Genomic DNA, 17,977 nt, shown 5'->3' on the forward strand with positions numbered 1-17,977 from the left:
TACCATTTCATCTAGATTATCCTCTATGTTTACTATTATTCAATCGCACCGTACCGAAAATCTTGTGGATCAATTGCTCTTGCAATATCAGTCAAAGGAACAATCTGTTTTTGAGCCTTTTATTGTCATTGTGCCCTCAATGGTATTGGGCGACTGGTTGGATAAGACGATTGCCAGTCGTGCTGGCATCAGTACGTTGGTGCGTACTAAATTTTGGGGTCAGTATCAGTGGACGCTGATGCAGGATGTGCTCACCCGTCATAACGCCTATTTGTTAGAGAATAACCCTGAAACAGCAGTTTTGAATGTGCCTGAAGTTGCCGTATTATCGCCGACAGTGATGCAATGGCGCCTGTTTGGGTATCTGACTTACTATCAAGAGTCGATTGTTAAAAATGAAGCGCACCCAGTACACCCGCTATTGGCGTCTTTGATTGAGGGGCCACAAGAAAATGTTAAACAAGACGCTCTACGACTAGACACGGCACAACAAGATAAGGCGCAGCAAGATGCGCGTATTTGGCAGCTGGCAAGTGATTTGACCCGAGTGTTTAACCGCTACTTAACCCACCGTGAGGATTGGCTGGCATTATGGTCACATAATAAGCCACTTGATGTAGATGCACTGATAGCGGATAAAGACGCGTTATCACTGCGCTTTGACAAGTATGCACGCGGTACGCCTGAATGGTTGGTGGAGCATTATGTAGAGCTGGAAGTTGCGCAACGATTCTTATGGTCGCATCTGTTTGCCGATGTTCATCAGCACCGTGTGACCATTGAAGACAATTTCTGGTCAGCCTTAAAGCATAATAAGGCAAATGAGCGTGATCAATTGCCCAAGGTGCTGCGCATTTTTACCATTCAGCAACTGCCTCAGACCGAGCTTGATTTTTTACAGCGCTTATCGCAATACATGGACATCACATTATTACACTACAACCCCTCAAAGCTGTTTTGGGCAGATATTGTCGATAAGTCGTGGTTACAGCGTCAACAGATCATCAATCCTGAAAGTGTGTTTTTACGTGATTATGGGCATAGTTTGTTGTCGCGTTTGGGAAAACAGTCTCGCGATACCTTTGCCATGCTGGCGAATTTGTCAGGTAATGAGCAATATCAAGAGGCGCTTGTCGAATGGCAGGATAATTTTGATACTAGTTTTGATGAAACGGGTAATACTATTGATGGCAGCGTCTATGATGTTGATAGCGCTGATAGCTTTCAAGAGGCACAAAACACCTCAAGCTTATTGCGACGTTTGCAAAACGATGTGTTGATGCTGGATGAGCAATCGACCCAGCAGGCGACAGCGGCAAAAGTGTCAGAGGCCGTCAGTCAGCAAATAGAGTTGGGCTTTGAGCAAGAAGCGTCAGACACGCCATGGTACGACGATGACGTGCTAGAAAATAAGCGCTTTGAAAAGGATCGTTTTTGGGCCATATCATCGCAAGATAATAGCCTAAGCATTCATTCGTGTCACAATTTACAACGCCAGCTTGAAGTACTGCGTATTATGATTGGTCGCTGGCTAAATGAACCTATCCAAACGGGTGAGAAAAAACGCCACATATCCGATATTGTGGTGTTGCTACCGGATGTTGAGCGACATCATGCGCTCATTGGTTCTATTTTCGTCAGTGGTAAAGGTCAAGATGGTTTGACCTTGCCCGCAAAGGTAACGGGTGTTGTCGATACTGACATTCGTCAGCTATGGGAAGCGATTATTGGGTTTTACAAATTGTTGGGCAGTCATAGCGCCCGTTTTGAAGCAGCTGAGGTCTTAGACTGGCTGATGTTGCCTCCTTTGTTTGAAAGCTTTGGGCTGACTCATGAGCAAATGAGCCGTGGTTGTGATTTATTGGTAGAAGCGGGCTTTATCCGCGGCTTTGATGAGCGGCATCTTAAGCAAACCTTAGACGCTAATGACTACGATTATCGCTTTAGTTTTGCCCAAGCGTTAGACCGATTGGCCTTGGGGCTTGTGATGCCAGAGGCCAGTTTGAGTAATTGCTTATACCCTTTGCATAAGGGTGACTGGGCAAGTACGGCAATGCCTGAGATGAGTTTGCCATTGCCACAAGTGAGCCTAAATGATGCGATGATTGTGGAAGCGCTTAGCCGTATCTATGTAGGTTTGGTGGAACGACGTGACGATCATACCCAAAGAATGAAAGCGGAAGATTGGCTGGATCAGATTGAGACGCAAGTGATCCATCGCTACTTTGGCGATGTCGATCAAACGCGGACGATGCGTGCCATATATAATGCCATGAATGGCTTTAAATCAAGTTTGCGCGCCAATCGTCATTATAAACAGTACGCGAGCGGTGATAGCGCCAATAAGGAAGTGGAACAAAGGCTGGCAGGCGTTGAGCAGCTACCATTAAAGCTAAGTTTTATGCTAGATAGTATCGAAGACGAGTTAGAAAGTCAGCAAGTCAGTGCTGAGCCCACTGGCGTAATTACATTTGGTCGATTTGGTGCCCTTAGGAATGTGCCTTTTGAATTGGTGGTGATGCTTAATATGGATCTTTCTGAGTTTCCTGCGCGTGACCGTGATAACCGATATGACTTGATAAAAGCTACTAACGCTCGTCGCGGTGATAGAGTCAGCGAGGATGATGACAATGGGGCATTTTTAGATGCGATGCTGTGTGCACGTAGTGCGTGCTGGATATTCTACAATGGTCAAAGCCTGACGGATACTCATGAGCACTTACCAGCCAATCCAGTCAGTGAGTTGCTACAGTTCTTACAAGGTGAAGTACAGTGGCAAGTGAATTCACTTGACACCCTGCCTGAAAATATTGACCCAACGACCGAGAGTCTCAAACGCTACTTACCTAAGCTGATCACACAGTGGTTAGTGACTGAGCATCCAGCATTGCCTTTCCATCGCAGTCTGTTTGAAATAGAAATGGAAGGTACGGAAGCTTCTGAGCAACAGACCAATATATCCAGTCTCAATGCCAATGAGCGTCAGTCCAATGATGATGCTCAGGATAGTGGCTCTATTAGTGTAGCGGATGAGCTGGGTATTTTATTAAATAAAGCCATGCGTAAAACCAAGCTGGCGCAGAAAAAACAATTTCCACCCGCGCCGCTATGGCAAGCTGTGTTTGATACCTTAAATGGTAGGATCGCGAGCGAGCACACGCAACTAGTTGGTCTGCCAACCAAAACACAGTACGGAGCAATCGCTACGATGCTTGGTCAAGGCTTGGGTCAACTGGGACAAGTAAATAATCAAACCTTATCTGTCTTGGCTGAGATGTTAGCGCTAGATGATACTTCTGATATCAGTGAGGCGACTAAAGCGATTATCCAATTTGTATTTAACATCGGGGAGATAGATATTGAAGGCAGCCTAGTTTATCAAGTACGTCACCCGGCCAAAGCATTTTTACGTACGCAAAAAGTGCATGTGGTGCAAGGCGAAGAAGCGTTGGCGCATCAAGAACCGTTGTTTTTAGACAGTTTGACGACTTATCAGATTAAAGCGCATTTGCTTAAGTCACTGGCGGCTAATGCAACCGAACAAAGTGATGGCAATGCAGCGATTGAAAATGCTAACGCCACTATGATGTACCAAAAAATGATGCCAGCAGGGGTGGCGCGCCAAACCACGCTACCCAATCAGCAACGAAAACTACAGCAGCAATGTGTGGAGTTCAAAGAGCAGTTAATTGCTAATGGTTTTGATGAGGGCAAAGAAGCGGCCACAGGTTTGCAGCTACTGACTGCAACGAGCGAGCATTCTGTGCAGCTAGAGCTAAAGTCGGTGATCAATAGGGTTAAGACTATTGATACTAATGAGTCAAGCTGTCAGACGGATATTGAAGCAATGCTGACACTGTTGCCAAAGGCTATTAAGATTAAAGGTCTGGTGCCGATAGATGCTCATAAGCAGGCAGGCGTATCTTATACTGAGCACTCACCAAAGCAGTGGTTAAATATTTTGCCAAATTCTGCGAGTCCCAGACACTTACTCAAGTTTTGGTTATCACATTTATACTGGCAAGTTGCCAGACGCACCACAGCTGAGCAAGTGGCATTAAACGATGGCACAAGTATTTGGCGCTTTAATAAAGCCAGCTCGCAAGTAGATAGCTATAAAAATACTATCGCATTCAAGCTAAGTCCTATTGCCTATGAATATGCGGTGATTGAGCTGATTAAGTGGGCGATTTTTGGCAACCTGTCAGGTCAAGTTCCTATTACGCTACTGCCTGAGTATGCACTCAACTACCTTGGCAAGCGTTCAAACGTTAAAGAAAACGAGGGCACAAATGGCGGCTATTGGCCAAAACGTGCAGATTTTTCCGACTGGTTAAGACCCAGTTATCATTCAGACACGGTATACGATAACTGCTCACAGCACGCCATTTGGCAATACCTATTGCGCGATCAAGACGCATTTAAAGCGCTAACAGCGGCCTTAACTACCTTGGCACAGCCGCTGTACGAGCCAATGTTTGTCGCACTAAACGGTTTAGATAATTAGCTAGGATGGCTACCGCCCAGTTTATTTCGCTGTTTATTTTGACCTGATAGATTTTGATTTCATAGATAATCATTAAAAGTATACGCCTATATGACAGACTTTACTGACACAACCAATACCATTGATATCTCTACACAATCGGATTTATTTGATGAGGATTCAAGTGAATTTGATGACTCGGCTGCGATGGCTGAGTCTAAGGCAGATGTGATACCAGCGGTGGACGTTGAACTAACGGGTAAGCACCTTATCGAAGCCTCAGCAGGGACTGGTAAGACTTGGACGCTAACTGGTATTGTGCTGCGCCTACTGATTGAAGCGCGGCGTGCGCCAGAACAAATCATTGCTACGACCTTTACGCGCGCCGCTGCAGCGGAGATGCGTCAGCGTATTCATGATCGTTTGGTGGATTTTTATCAACTATTGCAGTGGGTCAATAATCTGAGTGCTGATACCAATAATAAAGATATCTTGTATCCCAAAATTTTGCAGGTAACGCCTGATGGTGATGGTGTTAATGACAACGACAACAGTAACCATGACAAACCAGCAAGCACGGATTTAAATAGTGAGGCAAACGCTGATGATCTTAATCAAGATTTTGCCCACGACAAGCAAGTGGCGACTGCAAATCGTGCCCAAGCAAAAAAAGCGCGTGAAAATTGGTTGATAGAGCAAGCTAGATATGTGCGTTTAGATGACACCATGCAAGATCCTATTAACCTACATTTAGTGAGTTATTTATTAGATCATGTGTATGGCTACCCGATGGCGGAGGCACTGCGCCGCACCGCGCTGGTATTAACGACATTGGATAAGCTGTTTGTCGGTACACTGGATAGCTTGGCGCAAAAATGGTTGACCGAATACAGTAGCGAGACGGGTCATCAGCAAGGCATGGCTATTATCGAAGACAGCAGTATTGAGCAGGTGACTGACAGTATTATTCATGATGAGCTGCGCCAGTTCCAAAGCCGCTTACATTATGAGCAGCCTAAACTATATGCACTGATGGATCAGCAGGGCAAGCTGACAGCGGTTCATGATCATAAAAAGTTTGTTTCTCGTTCGCTTAACTTTATTTCCGCGCCGATTGATGAGGTAAGACTAGAGCAAAGCTTTGACTTTAATGCGTATGAGCAGCTTATTGCTGAGTTTGCACAATTAGACTTAACTGATATTCAGCCCTATTTAAATCCTGATTACAGAAAGTCGCAAGGATTTCGTGGCGGTTCTAATTTAACCAAACAGTTTGACGCCCTCATTGAGGTACACCAAAAGATAGCAGAATATAAGCTTTCATTTAACAGCTATTTAAATGAGCGCGAGCATAAGATTCTGACCTCATTGCAGGATGCCAGATATCCAGATGAAGATGGCAAAATTAAGAACTTCAATAAGAATAAAGAAAAAGAGCATCAGACGCTTTTTGAATTAGAGACCATTAGCAAGTTAATGGCGCTTCTAGACATGGTTGAGAGATTAAATCAGCACATTGTACTGCTATTAGCCAATCTTAACCGTCAGATTGTGCTTGCCGTACGTGATAGGCTGCCAGTGATTTTAGAAGAACGTGGTGAGACGACCTTTAGTTTGCAGATGGTGCGTTTAAACCAAGCCTTAACGGGCCGACAAGGAGATAAGCTGGCGCGTTATATTCGTCATCATTATCCAGTGGCACTGATCGATGAGTCGCAAGATATCAGTGGTGAACAAGCCATTATGATTGAAAGCATTTATTTGCCAAAAAACAAACAAACACAAGAGAAAAAAGATAAGCCGTCAACGTCCAATAAAACCAATCGTGAGTTTTTGCTATTGGTTGGTGACCCAAAGCAGGCCATTTACGGGTTTCGTGGTGGCGATGTGGCCAACTATAACTATATGAAAGCCCAGTTTGACACCAGCAGCCGTTGGACGCTCGATACCAACCGTCGCTCAAATGCAGGTGTGATTCATGCACTAAACTGCTGGTTTGGCGTCCCTACAGCAACGACTGGTAACAATAAGCTGGCACAGTTAGGTAGCGGTATCTATTACCAGCATATTAAAGCAGCGCGACCTAAAAATCAGTTGTCTTGGTTTAGTCATCAAGACATACAAGGAAGTCGCTTGGTGACTGAGGTGCTCTCGGCTCAGCCAGTAAGCGTATTGCACTTGCCTAGTGGCAAGGATATAGAACTTGAGTACGATGAGCATGAAATCACCGCGCGTCATATTGCCACTTTGCTCAGTAGTGGTCAGACACTAAAAGGCAAAGCCATCCAGCCTAGTGATATAGGCGTGCTGGCTCGTGCCAAAAAGAACTTAAAGCGGGTTGAAGACGAGTTGGTGAAACTGGGCGTACCAACCTTGACCACCAGCGATGTCAGTATCTTTGAAACGGTCATGGCAGAAGATGTGGCAGCGTTGCTTAGCGCCATGCTGTATCCATACCGTCATGACATGATTAATCGGGTGTTGACCAGTCATCTGTATGATCTAAGCATTAAAGATGTTAAAGCGATGATGACCGACCATAAGTCAGGTATTGTTGTGGCCGATAATACAACACGCGCTCATTCAAAAAACGCGTCAACGATTGATAATAAAAGAAGCTATCAAGACTTTATTACCTATCTAAAAGAAGGGGCGCAGCGTTGGCAACATTTTGGCATATTGTCGGCGCTACATTACCTGTTGGATAAAAATCCCGTACAGCCACAAGGGGTCTGGCAATCTTTAGCGTCTCATCCAGAAGGAGATCGACACATCATGGATCTGCGTCATGTGATGGATGTATTGGCGCAGTATGGTACAGGCATGGGTGAGCATGAACTATTGGCTTGGTTTAGACAGCACATAGATGCTGCACCCAATAGTGATTGGGCCAAGCAGTATCCGCTACCGACAGAGTCTGGCGTGCAGCTTATGACTATTCATAAGTCAAAAGGACTCGAGTTTCCCATTGTCTACGTCTTGGGTATGGGCAGTGCCAGCCGAAAATCTGGGAATAAAGAAAACTATGGGTTGTATCTGTATAACGCCCAGCAAGCCCCTTCCGCCCTAGTGCAGCAATCCCTACAACATCAACTAACTGGCAATCAGCGCCGCTTCTCGCCACTACAAGGATCTGCCACCACCGACGATTACTATACTGCTATCGAGACGCAAGAGGGTTTTGAGGAGTTGCGCCGTCTTGGTTATGTGGCATTTACACGCGCCAGTGAACAGCTTTATGTGGTACTGCAAGACCCGAAAAGAAATGTGGATTCTGAGTTAAAGCCCGTGTTTTATTGGTTTGAGTCCTCAGAAGCAAATTTTGAATTGCCTAATAGGCTCAAAGGCACGATAGGCATGATCAGAGGTCACAAAGTCAATGAGTTCCATAATGACCACCATGCGAACCATGCCAACCCAGTAGGCTTAAACGATGCGACTCAGCTTACTACGATCAAACCCATGACAGAAGTTATTGAGTACGATGCTTTTTCAGAGGTTATGAAGACAAACTACTTTTATGGTTGGGCGAAGACCAGTTTTACCGCGCTCGCCCGTCAGTTGGACGAATCCACACAAGCGATGGTCATAGTGGATGAGCGTATTGATGATGCGATAGAGATCGTTACGAGAGATACGTTCGCCTCGGTTGAGCCATTATCTCATAGTAGTGAGCACCCTGAAAAAGTGGAAGGGTTAAATCTCAAGTCTGAGGAGGATATCCGCTTTACTTTTGTTAAAGGAGCCAATGCCGGTACATTTTTACACGAGATATTTGAAAAAATTGATTTCACCAACAAGTCGCAGTGGTCTGGGGTTGTCGATAGAGCCGTTAGTAGCTATCAGCTGCCGCTGGTCTATAGCAGTGCTGAGCTGCAAAGCCGTAGATTACAAGGATACGAGGGCGGAGCAGGTGCCCTCATTGAGCCTGATTCGATAGATACGACAAAGCATGACGCGTTACTCAACTGGATTGATGAGGTGATACATGCGCCGCTATTGGCCTCCAATCAACCCTTAAGCTCTCTTAACGCAAGTCAGCGATTTGCTGAATTAGAGTTTAACATGGGGTTGTCAGAACGGTTTAAAGCTCAGGATATCAATCAGCTGTTTCAACAATACTTACCTGACGACACAGACAAGCACGTCAATCTGGTGCCACAAAATAAAACGCACTTGTATCGTTATTTACGCGGCGAAATTGACTTGGTATATGAGCACGCTGGCAAGTATTATGTCGTCGATTACAAAAGTAACTTTTTAGGAAATAGCCTAAGCAATTATGATGAAAACACCCTTAAGCAAGCAATGTCCAAAGCAGGATATTGGTTACAAGCAGCAATTTATCAGGTGGCTTTGCACCGATTGCTCTCCATGAGAATCAGTGATTACGCAGGCAATGAAGATAAATATCTAGGCCCTGTAGAGTACGTATTTTTACGTGGTGTATATGACCCTAATCCTCAAACCGCTGCTTCTGCATCACAAAACCCTAATGAGCCTAGTAGTAACACATCAGGCACTAATCGTTATGGATTGGTGACTTGGGATATCCCAATTGATTTTATTAAAGGATTAGATACGCTATTTGGCATGCCTGACTAGTAAGGGTTAAATAACGGTTCACTATCCAAAAAATATCATCTCGATTAATCAGATCAATATAGAGACAAGCATAAGATGAGTAATAATAACAACAAAAGCAAAGCGGCAATTGGTTTACAAGAAACTTGGGCCAGTAACCTTAGTGACTATATCCTATTACGTCGCCAGCAAACGCATTCAGCATATAATGCGACAGAGGCACCAACCAATACTAATAGCGATCAAGTCGATAAAATAGAAGACAGCAATTTGTTCACGGCTTTTTTTGTTATGTTAGCGACGCATTTAGAAGAAGGGCATACGGTATTAACCGTTGAGGAAGCTGAGCACGAAGTACCACTACAAGGTCAAATCAACAATGAAGTCGTTACATTGTATGCGTGGCAGCAACAGTTATTAGAAACACTCGCAATGCCAGTTTTTGCGCTAATAGACAACCAAATAAACACTCAAATAGAAGATAACGCAACAGTTGATATATCATTATTTGCTTTGCTAGACACTTTATTTGGCAAGGGCAATCAGCTTTGGATGCAGCTGGCGCTTAGCAATCATGAAAAAGAGAGGCTAACCAAGCGTTTTAATACGATTGTCAGCTTATATCAACTACTGAAAAATACTGACTTAAATTTTTTGATAGATTTAGTGGAACAACACGCTTTATTTGCAAAGGTTGATGCTGATGTTATTGAAGAAAATAGCCTAAGCAGAATAAATCAACCCATCATTTATAAACTAACTAATAATCAAAATATAAAAGCAAAAACCATATCAATAATTTTTTGGCTACATCGCTCTTGGCAAGCAGAGTTTAACTTAGCACAGCATATCAATAGGACTCTAGCACAAGAAGTAACCCCTCTAGCGTTATCAATACCTGACAATTTAAACGAGCAACAAGTAAAAGCCATCAACGTGGCCAACAACAATGCATTTAGTATCATCACTGGCGGTCCAGGCACGGGTAAAACTTATACGGTCGCTCAGCTGGTTATTGCATTACAAGAAGCTGCAGAGAGGAGGGGCGATCAACAGGAGAGCATTCGATTCAGTACAGATAGTGCGAGCCTAGCGTTAGCCGCGCCAACTGGTAAGGCGGCCCAGCGAATGCAAGAGTCTTTGCAAGCCGCTTTAGACACAGCAAATGTAGCGATGCAATTGCAAGAAGCCAAAACTATCCATCGTTTGCTAGGAATCGGTCGAACGGGTAGACCACGTTACGATGCCAATAACCCACTAGGGGAAGATATTATCATCGTTGATGAAGCATCGATGCTTGGAGTTGAGTTGGCTAATTATCTTGTAAGTGCAGTGAAACCAGGAGCAAGGCTTATCTTGTTGGGAGATGCCAATCAGTTAGCAGCCGTGGATGCAGGAGCGGTGCTGGCCGATCTATGCCGTATTCCGACATTACAGGCTGTTCATGCAGAGCTAATCGAGAGCCGTCGGTTTAGCTCAGATTCAGGCATTGGTCAGCTTGCCCATCAAATTCATGAGGTAGAGGTAGACATTCAAAAAATTTGGCAGTTACTAAAACGAGATGACGCATTGAGATTTCAATATGTAAATACGCAACAAGAAGAGACACTTATAGATAATAAAATGATAAATAGCCTAAGTAACAAAGAAACTATCCAAAAAATAACCCAAAAATACAAGCCATACATAAATAAAACTAAAAATCTTCTAAAAAATAAAATAGAAAAATCTGTGCCAGAATTAGTAAAAAGTACTATAAACTCATTAATGGTAACCTTTAACCAATTTAAAATCCTAAGTGCTGGCCACAATGGGGAGTGGGGTGATCACTATATCAATAACTATCTGACACAATGGCACCTTGCTGAGCTAAAACTACCGCTCGGTCAAAACACATGGTTCCATGGCCGTCCCATTATGATTCTACAAAATAACTACGAGTTAGGATTGTTCAATGGTGACATTGGCTTTTGTTTGCAAACAGGTGACGAAAGGAATCGATTAGAAGTGTTCTTTGAAAGCAAAACTCAAGGTATTGCTGTGAATTTACTCAATGAAGAGATCGTTGCCACCGCCTATGCGATGACGATTCATAAATCACAAGGGTCTGAATTTGACCATGTGGCCATTACTTTCGATAATAGTCATGCAAGATTGCTAAGCAAAGAGCTTATTTATACGGCGGTGACACGTGCTAAAAAACAAGTGACCATCTACAGCACAAAAACTGCTTTTGAAAAGGCGGTTCAGACGCCAACTGAGCGCCATACAGGCTTAGCACAACAGTTTTAGTTACTATCTTTAGTTATATTTGTTTTTCACGCAATAAAAAAGCATCCGATTTGGATGCTTTTTTAAACATAACTCGATGGAGTTAGATTTTGTCTTCTTTAATTGCATAGATACCCGGCAGGTGACGTAAGTAACCGTGGAAATCCATACCACAGCCATAGACATAACGATCCGCAACATTAATTCCTACAAAATCCACATCAAAGTCGGCGACTTTGCGATCATGTTCTTTGTTAAGTAATACACAACATTCCATAGATAATGGTTTTTCTTTACTCAGCTCTTCGACGACTGCTTTTAGCGTGATGCCTTCGTCAAAAATATCATCTATTAATAAAACATGCTCACCTTCAATGCTAACATCAGGCTTAAATTTCCAATCAAGCTCATTGGTGCCTTCATTATCACGATAGCGAGAAGCGTGAATATAGTGCATACGATGGTAGAACGTCAAATGCGTCAACAACTGGCCAGCTGGGATAAGCCCGCCATTCATGACGACCATAACGATCGGATTTAGACCAGCATAATGGAGGTTGAGTTGAGCGGCAAGGCGCTCATAAGCGGCAGCAACTTCAATACTGCTGATAAGGCACTCTGAGTTGCGTAATGTTTTTTCAATTTCTTGGTTACTGATTTGGGTCATCGGGTGCGCCTTCGATAAAAAGTGCCGCTTATTTTAGCAAATTTTAGTGAATTTGCCCAACCTCATGTGATGTTTGGGATAAAATTAATCCAATTTTAAGGGTTATTCTGACTTTTCTACAATAAATGGGCGGTAGTAATCTGCTAAACGGTTCAGCGAACTATCTGGTAAGTCAGGCAACAGCTTATTCAGTGCCATATTCATGCCTTTATCAATCGCAGATTTGGCGACTGGAACAGACTTACGCTTGATCATACCTAGCTTTAGTGTGTCAGCATAGCGACTGATAAAATGCGTCAGTGTCTCTTCATTTACGGTTTCAAGCGCTTTTTTAAACTTGTCTCGGTCTACGTGCTCAGGTGTGATAGCAGCAAAACCTTCGTCAATCGTTTTTGCGCCTGCGGCAGACAGCTTAAAGCCCACACGTTTCACGCCGTCGTTATCAATAAAAGTCGCCCGATCTCTTAGAAAATGAAAACTCGGAAGTACCTCTTCATTATTCTCTTTACCAAGCAGGATGTTGAGTAGGGTATCGGTCGCACGCTCAATCGTTCCAACGATTTTACGCATGGATGCTTGTCGCTCAGGATTTGGGATAATGTCTACCAAACCAACCAATAAATTATCGGTAAGGTCACGAGCCGTCTGATGCGTCAGAGCATCGCGATAAGGGTAGTAGTCTACCTGCTCATTTGAAGCAACGACTTGTTCGGCCTCACTGATCAATGTTTTTAATTTATCTGAAGGTACGAATCCAAAATAATGTGCCATTATGCTGCCTTTATTTGTTGTTTTTTATGTCTCGCCAACGTTACATCTACCGTTAAATCGGTTACTATTTCAGCAGAATACCATTCAACGACTCACCACACTAGATGCTGATTAGTGATGCGCCCTAATTGTAAAATACAAGGATTTATTATTTGGTGATGGTCCTGCAAAATTTTACGATTTGTCTGATGATCGATGAGTTGAGTCACTCGTTGCACACTAATTTAGCATATTTTTCACATTTTGATTTAAAAAGCTTGAACTTATAAGGCTACCTACTACTTGTCTAGGGAGAGATAAGATGAATAGTGCTATTGTATTATTATTCGGCGTTGCCGCTATGCTCTGCGGCTACGTGTTTTATTCAAAATTTATCGCCACCAAAATTTTGGCGTTGGACAACAGTCGTCCCACGCCAGCGCATACGATGAAAGATGGGGTAGATTATGTCCCTACCAATAAGTATGTATTATGGGGGCATCATTTTACGTCGGTGGCAGGTGCTGCACCCATTATTGGTCCTGCGATTGCTGTGATTTGGGGCTGGGTGCCTGCCATCATTTGGGTGGTATTAGGCACTATTTTTATGGCGGGCGTACATGACATGTCGGCCATTTGGGCAAGTATGCGCAATAAAGGTCAGTCGATTGGCTCTATTGCCGGTACGGTCATGGGTACACGCGTACGTAGTTTGATGATGATTGTTATCTTTTTGCTATTGCTAATGGTAAATGCGGTATTTGGCGTTGCTATTGCTAACATGATGATTAAAACGCCATCGGCTGTATTACCAGTTTGGGGCGCATTGGTGGTGGCCTTTATCATTGGGCAATGTATCTATCGCTATAAGATGAGTTTGGTTTGGGTCTCAATTATCGGCGTAAGTGCTTTGTATGGACTTATCTACTTGGGTCCTATGTTCCCTATTGTCTTACCTGAGACAGTTTTGGGGTTACCTGATAATGCAGTATGGATTCTGGTTTTGTTTGCCTATGCAGCGATCGCGTCTTTATTACCTGTATGGATGCTGCTACAGCCACGCGACTATATTAACGGTTTACAGTTATTTGTCGGTTTGATTTTATTATATGCTGCTATTTTTATCGCAACACCCAACATTGTCGCGCCAGCCATCAACACGGCACTGCCAGTTGGTACGCCATCACTTATGCCGTTATTGTTTGTCACCATTGCTTGTGGTGCAATTTCGGGATTCCACGGCTTGGTGGCGACAGGAACGACGTCCAAACAGATTGATAAAGAAGAAGATGCCCGTTTCGTTGGTTACTTTGGGGCGTTGGGTGAAGGTATGCTGGCTCTCGGCGCGATACTGGCAGCCACCGCAGGTTTTGCCACCCTTGGCGATTGGCAGGCGGTTTATCAAAAATTCGGCGACGGTTCTATCGGTGCCTTTATTGATGGGGGCGCTACCATATTAAATGCGGGTGTTGGTATCGACCTAGTGCTGTCACAAACTATGCTCACTGTGATGGCGGCATTGTTCGCGGGTACCACGATGGATACTGGTGTGCGTCTACAACGTTATATATTCCAAGAGTTTGGAGAGTTCTATAACCTGCCAGTATTGAGTAAGGGCGTCGTAGCAACTTTGCTTGCAGTCGGTAGCTGCCTATTATTGGCGTTTGGTGCAGGTGGTATTGACGGTGCAGGTGGCATGATTATTTGGCCACTGTTTGGTACAACCAATCAGCTGATGGCTGCCTTAACCTTGATGATCGTCACCGTCATCTTACTACGTAAAGGCAAACCTGTTTGGTACACTTTAGCACCGTTGTCATTCTTGTTAGTCATGACAGTCTTTGCGCTATTGATTCAGCTCAAAACCTTTTACACTGATGGCAATTGGTTGCTGATTATTATGGATATCATTATTCTAATCGCCACCATTTTAGTGACGTTTGAGAGTCTATCCGTACTACGCAAAGAGTGGTCGCGGCACAAAGGAAAAACCAACACGTAAAACATGTTGTGTGCTATCAAATAAGTATCTATCAAAAACGTCAGCAACTGCTGGCGTTTTTTGTGTCACATAGGCATGATAGACCATAAGTAATAAGGAAAACACGAGAAATTTTATGGAAAATACCAACATGCCAAACGATATAAAAAACCGCCCATCTTGGTGGCAAAGGTTTGTGGCTGGGCTAAATGAGTTTTATCATGCACCTTATCGCCAAACGATGGCACGTGCTGCGCGTGATGAAGAAGATTTTTTTATGCTACTCATGTTTGCTGAGAGTTTGGGGATTGATAATCCCGCCAGTTTTTATACCTTAGAATTGCAGCCGTTATTTTTAGAAAACTTCCATGAATGGCATACACGAATGGGTATGGACAGATGTCCTTTTGACCACGTTGGTTGCTGCTAGTAATCTATAGTTTGATGAAAAAATGAGATCCGAGTATGGCCTTACACCCATTGCAAGCATTCGTAGAGCAACTGGCAACGCAACCAATTATATTCATCGGCGGTAAGGGGGGCGTGGGCAAAACCACGACGGCCGCTGCGCTTGCCAGCTATTATGCCAGTCAGCATCAAAAAACCTTGATTGTTTCCACCGATCCAGCACACAGTTTGGGCGATGTACTAAACGCACGTGTAAGTAATGAAAAAACGGCAATCTCTCCTTATCTCGATGCCATTGAGCTAAACCCTGACATCATCGTCGATGAGCATTTTGCGCAAGTGGAACGCACCATTAAATCTTATGCCAATCCAGATATGATGCCCAAAATTCGTGAGCATATGCAGTTATCAAAATCAGCCCCTGGTGCCCAAGAAGCGGCGATGCTCGAATCTATGTGTCAGCATTTAGTTGCGGCAGCAGATGCCAATTATGAGCATATTATTTTTGATACCGCACCGACAGGACACACTTTAAGACTACTCGTCCTACCTGAAATGATGGGCGCATGGACAGATGGACTGCTTGCACAACAGCGGCGACAGGCCAAACTGCGCTCGGTGGCGACCCATTTGGACAGTCATAACCACAAACAGATCCACCAAAAAAATAACCCGCAAACAGACAATGTGCCAAATCCGTTTGCCCAAAAAAAATCTGATCGTTGGGAGCAGGCGGTATCTGTGCTAGAAAAACGCAAACAGTTGTTCCGTCAGGCAGGATTGCTGCTTCATGACCGCGCCCAAACCGCAATTGTATTGGTGATGACCGCCGATGTATTACCATTGGCTGAAACCAAGCGGGCTATCAAGCAGTTAGAAGACAGTAAGCTCACACCCGCCGCGATCGTCATCAATCAGTTGATAGCACCGACGCAGTCTGATGCGTTTTGGCGGCGGCGTGCTGAGCGCCAGCAGCAACTCATGCAGGATATCGAGCAAAATTTTACCAATTATCCGCTGTATCCAATTTATTTGCAGCAAACAGACGTGCGCGGCATTGACGCCTTAAGTGCCTTATTAAGCCCAGCGCCATAACCGTTCACGACTACTCCTGAAGCTTGTGCGACTGCAACTTACCGGCAAGTGACCATGCCATATCTGCTCGTAGCAACTGCGCTTGTTCTGACTTACCACCACTGAGTGATGACCATTGCGGTTTTCCCCGCGCTTTTTTTAGCTCATTTGGTAGTTTATGCGTGGGCCACACGGTCATTGGATTGGCTTCTGCCTCCGCACGGTCATCTGTGGGCAATGTTTCAAGGTGATTGTTCTCGCTTTTATACAGTAGCTGTGTGGCATCGGTGGCCGCATGACCGCGATGGCGTAGGGCAGTGAGTAAGTCTAACGCCCGAGTGGCTAATAACGTCAAGGTTGCAGGGTCAATGTATAAACGCTTTACCCCGGCCACTCTGTCCGCGATACTACCGGTATTAGACAACAAACCGCCTGCTATACCACCTATTGCAGCGCCCAGACCTAATGTCGTGCCTAGTGCGGCAGCATCAATACCCAATCCTAATAATGCACCAGCTGCCGCGCCAGACGTGGTGCGTATACCATAGCTCTTAAGAAGTTCAGGATCAAATGGGTCTTGCTGGTATGCTTGTAGTTCAAGCGGGGTTGCTGCGACTGCATTGTCATAAAACTTATATAAATTGAGCAAGCTATGCTGCATCGTGCGCTCGCTTTGCCGGACCGCTTCTTGCATTTGCTGTAGTACTGGCATCGGGTCGTCATCTTGATTGATTTCCCGCACATACGCCGCGACATTTAATAAAAAATCCGCAATGATAATACTAGCCTCATCATACAACTGCGCCCAATTTTCAGTACGGCGCGCCATCAGCTGCTCAAGCATCTCCGAGTGAGTGAGCATAGTGGCAAGGTTTTGCCACAATCGCATTTCATCTGAAAACTCAAAAGCCACGGAATCAAAACGCGTGGAGATGTGTAAATTACGTCTTGCCAGCATTGTCTGCCAGTCTTCAATATTGGCATCCTGACTGTCCGTAAAATTAAACACGGGCATAACAGGTATGGCGGCCCAAGACAAAATCGCCAACTCATCTTTATATTTACCGAGTACAGGTTCACGCGCATCGACGACATAGATGGCCATGTCACTGGCTAGTAATTGGCGAATCACTTTGGCTTCTTGGCTATAATCATAATCTTGTAAGTCCTCACCTACAGAGGTATCACTATTGTCTGCACTTTGCGCGATATCTGCTGCCAAAAACTGCTGCAAGCGTTCAATACCATCACGGCGACTAGCGGTATTGTCTTCAAGCCAATCCATGAGTCCAGAGGCATCCTCTAAACCAGGCGTATCGTATAATGCCACCAGCACTTCGCCCGTTTGACTGTCTGTCAGTTTTGCTTGCTCCACATGGCGCGTGGTTGCTGCTTCGTTTTTTACTTCACCAAAATACACATCGCGTAATAAGGTACGAAGTAGGGAGGTTTTACCGGTATTGGTATGACCAACGACGGCCAGTTTAAGTGCCTCGCCACTGGCAATGGTTTTTTTAGATACGGTATGCCGAGGCTCGGCTGGTTTGTTTAATGATACGGATTCATCCGTAGTAATCGCTTGATTCGATTGAGGGGCTGTCTGATTTTTTGCATCAGGTGTTCTTTCATAAGCCTTATCCGCAAAGAGCCCGACTGACTTATTGCTCGCGTGGTTGTCTTTTTTATCATTATTCATAATAGAATCTTATGTCACTAATTAGGGGCTGTATAGAATTCAAATCAGCGGCAACCAAAT

The 17,977-nt window shown here is 44.4% G+C and carries 9 protein-coding genes; 6 read left to right on the forward strand and 3 right to left on the reverse strand.

The genetic code is table 11. The features are described 5' to 3' along the window. Positions 1-25: 25 nt before the first annotated feature. The 3 genes from B2P60_RS01390 (at position 26) to recD (ending at position 11,362) form a co-directional block, all read left to right on the forward strand. A complete protein-coding gene (locus B2P60_RS01390) occupies positions 26-4,507 on the forward strand; it encodes an exodeoxyribonuclease V subunit gamma (RefSeq protein ID WP_286738993.1) in 4,482 nt (1,493 codons plus the stop codon). Positions 4,508-4,597: 90 nt separating this feature from the next. Next, on the forward strand, positions 4,598-9,091 hold the full coding sequence (locus B2P60_RS01395; RefSeq protein ID WP_286738995.1) for a UvrD-helicase domain-containing protein: 4,494 nt from the start codon (positions 4,598-4,600) through the stop codon (positions 9,089-9,091). Positions 9,092-9,166: 75 nt separating this feature from the next. Beyond that, complete coding sequence (gene recD, locus B2P60_RS01400) at positions 9,167-11,362, forward strand: exodeoxyribonuclease V subunit alpha (protein ID WP_286738998.1); 2,196 nt, start codon at positions 9,167-9,169, stop codon at positions 11,360-11,362. 82 nt (positions 11,363-11,444) lie between these two features. Here the strand turns inward: recD and B2P60_RS01405 are convergent, their stop codons facing one another. Both B2P60_RS01405 and B2P60_RS01410 read right to left on the reverse strand, forming a co-directional pair. After that, entirely contained in the window at positions 11,445-12,008 is a 564-nt protein-coding gene (locus B2P60_RS01405; protein WP_193004953.1) for a hypoxanthine-guanine phosphoribosyltransferase, read from the reverse strand. A 102-nt stretch (positions 12,009-12,110) separates the two neighbouring features. Then, positions 12,111-12,779 carry a hypothetical protein gene (locus tag B2P60_RS01410; RefSeq protein ID WP_286739001.1) on the reverse strand — a complete coding sequence of 223 codons (669 nt, stop codon included), beginning with the start codon at positions 12,777-12,779 and terminating at the stop codon, positions 12,111-12,113. A gap of 301 nt (positions 12,780-13,080) precedes the next feature. Here B2P60_RS01410 and B2P60_RS01415 point away from each other — a divergent pair, with 301 nt between their 5' ends. From B2P60_RS01415 to B2P60_RS01425, 3 genes are all read left to right on the forward strand, one after another. Beyond that, positions 13,081-14,760, forward strand: coding sequence for a carbon starvation CstA family protein (locus tag B2P60_RS01415; protein ID WP_193004955.1), 1,680 nt, complete (start codon positions 13,081-13,083; stop codon positions 14,758-14,760). A gap of 115 nt (positions 14,761-14,875) precedes the next feature. Beyond that, a complete protein-coding gene (locus tag B2P60_RS01420) occupies positions 14,876-15,169 on the forward strand; it encodes a cory-CC-star protein (RefSeq protein ID WP_227670190.1) in 294 nt (97 codons plus the stop codon). 35 nt (positions 15,170-15,204) lie between these two features. Then, on the forward strand, positions 15,205-16,242 hold the full coding sequence (locus B2P60_RS01425; RefSeq protein WP_286739004.1) for an ArsA family ATPase: 1,038 nt from the start codon (positions 15,205-15,207) through the stop codon (positions 16,240-16,242). A gap of 10 nt (positions 16,243-16,252) precedes the next feature. On the opposite strand, the gene B2P60_RS01430 is transcribed toward B2P60_RS01425, so the two are convergent. Next, on the reverse strand, positions 16,253-17,917 hold the full coding sequence (locus B2P60_RS01430; RefSeq protein WP_286739006.1) for a DUF3482 domain-containing protein: 1,665 nt from the start codon (positions 17,915-17,917) through the stop codon (positions 16,253-16,255). Positions 17,918-17,977: the final 60 nt, after the last annotated feature.

This window comes from Psychrobacter sp. UBA3068 (assembly GCF_002366815.1).
GTDB lineage: Bacteria > Pseudomonadota > Gammaproteobacteria > Pseudomonadales > Moraxellaceae > Psychrobacter > Psychrobacter namhaensis.